Below are 2,500 nucleotides of genomic sequence, written 5' to 3'. Positions count from 1 at the left end.
TGTGGCTAGGGGTGAAAGGCCAATCAAACTCGGAAATAGCTGGTTCTCCGCGAAATCTATTTAGGTAGAGCGTCGGACGAATACCTTGGGGGGTAGAGCACTGGATGGGCTAGGGGGATTTACCATCTTACCAAACCTAACCAAACTCCGAATACCCAAGAGTACTATCCGGCAGACAGACGGTGGGTGCTAACGTCCATCGTCAAAAGGGAAACAACCCTGACCACCAGCTAAGGCCCCCAAATCATGGCTAAGTGTGAAAGGATGTGGGGATCCCAAAACAACCAGGATGTTGGCTTAGAAGCAGCCATCATTTAAAGAAAGCGTAACAGCTCACTGGTCTAGACAAGGGTTCCTGCGCCGACAATGTAACGGGGCTCAAGCCATGTGCCGAAGCTGTGGATGTGATCGCAAGATCACGTGGTAGCGGAGCGTTCCGTAAGCCTGCGAAGGGATACTCGTGAGAGATCCTGGAGGTATCGGAAGTGCGAATGCTGACATGAGTAACGACAAACAGTGTGAGAGACACTGTCGCCGAAAGTCCAAGGGTTCCTGCGTAAAGCTAATCTGCGCAGGGTTAGCCGGCTCCTAAGGCGAGGCCGAAAGGCGTAGTCGATGGGAATGAGGTGAATATTCCTCAGCCTGCGGGTAGTGACGAATGCCGTGTATCGTAGGGTCTTATTGGATTGATCCTGCGGTGAAGGTGTTCCGGGAAATAGCTCCCGCGTATAGACCGTACCCTAAACCGACACAGGTGGACTGGTAGAGCATACCAAGGCGCTTGAGAGAATGGTGCTGAAGGAACTCGGCAAATTGCCTCCGTAACTTCGGGAGAAGGAGGCCCTGTACTTGGGCAACCAGGTATAGGGGGCACAGACTAGGGGGTAGCGACTGTTTACCTAAAACACAGGGCTCTGCGAAGCCGCAAGGCGACGTATAGGGTCTGACGCCTGCCCGGTGCCGGAAGGTTAAGAGGAGAGGTGCAAGCTTTGAATCGAAGCCCCGGTAAACGGCGGCCGTAACTATAACGGTCCTAAGGTAGCGAAATTCCTTGTCGGGTAAGTTCCGACCTGCACGAATGGCGTAACGACTTCCCCGCTGTCTCCAGCACCCGCTCAGTGAAATTGAATTCCCCGTGAAGATGCGGGGTTCCCGCGGTCAGACGGAAAGACCCCATGAACCTTTACTACAACTTTGCACTGGTATTCGTGTTTGCATGTGTAGGATAGGTGGTAGGCTTTGAAGTTCGGGCGCCAGCTCGGATGGAGCCATCCTTGAAATACCACCCTTGTGAATATGGATATCTAACCGCGGCCCGTCATCCGGGTCCGGGACAGTGCATGGTGGGTAGTTTGACTGGGGCGGTCGCCTCCCAAAGTGTAACGGAGGCGCGCGATGGTGGGCTCAGAGCGGTCGGAAATCGCTCGTCGAGTGCAATGGCATAAGCCCGCCTGACTGCGAGACTGACAAGTCGAGCAGAGTCGAAAGACGGCCATAGTGATCCGGTGGTCCCACGTGGACGGGCCATCGCTCAACGGATAAAAGGTACTCTGGGGATAACAGGCTGATGATGCCCAAGAGTCCATATCGACGGCATCGTTTGGCACCTCGATGTCGACTCATCACATCCTGGGGCTGGAGAAGGTCCCAAGGGTTCGGCTGTTCGCCGATTAAAGTGGTACGTGAGTTGGGTTCAGAACGTCGTGAGACAGTTCGGTCCCTATCTGCCGTGGGTGTAGGAAAATTGAGAGGATCTGTCCTTAGTACGAGAGGACCGGGATGGACGTACCTCTGGTGGACCTGTTGTGGCGCCAGCCGCATTGCAGGGTAGCTACGTACGGACGGGATAACCGCTGAAAGCATCTAAGCGGGAAACCCACCTCAAAACGAGTTTTCCCTTGAGAGTCGTGGTAGACCACCACGTCGATAGGCCGGGTGTGGAAGTGCGGCAACGCATGTAGCTTACCGGTACTAATCACTCGATAGGCTTGATCGCCCTCATTAATCCATGCCCATCCGAAAGGATCGAGCCTCAATGAAAATTCCAGCTTCTTCAAATCCGATACGAACTTTGCCGGCCTGGTGGTCATGGCGAGGAGCCTGAACCCGATCCCATTCCGAACTCGGCCGTTAAACTCCTCCGCGCCAATGGTACTTTGTCTTAAGACACGGGAGAGTAGGTCGCCGCCAGGCCTGCCAAGTTCGTATCGAAGCTCTCTTCACATCTTCAAAAAAGCCCCGGTTCGCAGAAATGCGGACCGGGGCTTTTTGTCGTTCAGGGAGGCGATGGACGGCCGCCGGCCGGCAGCACCAGGCCACCACCAAGCGGAAATGCCGGGGCGACGCCGACGCTCATCCGGCGAGGGCAGGGGTTCGGGCGCAGTTCGCGCGCGGCCCGGCACGCCGGCACCGCGCCGCTGCTCCCTCTCAACCCCCGGAGCACACTGGGACGCACTGGCTTGCCGAGCCGCCGGCGCCGGCTCCGCCACAGGCGATGGCC

2 rRNA genes (1 of these 2 cut by a window edge) are annotated in these 2,500 nt (G+C 56.5%); both read left to right on the top strand.

The features are described 5' to 3' along the window. A 23S ribosomal RNA gene (locus tag LB518_RS24515) occupies positions 1–1,996 on the top strand (it extends 765 nt beyond the left edge of the window). 82 nt (positions 1,997–2,078) lie between these two features. Continuing rightward, a 5S ribosomal RNA gene (rrf, locus tag LB518_RS24510) occupies positions 2,079–2,193 on the top strand. The last annotated feature ends 307 nt before the right edge of the window (positions 2,194–2,500 follow it).

Origin of the sequence: Mesorhizobium sp. BR1-1-16 (genome assembly GCF_020165495.1) — a bacterium.
Classification (GTDB): domain Bacteria; phylum Pseudomonadota; class Alphaproteobacteria; order Rhizobiales; family Kaistiaceae; genus Kaistia.
This window is presented reverse-complemented; position numbering and strand designations above follow the sequence as displayed.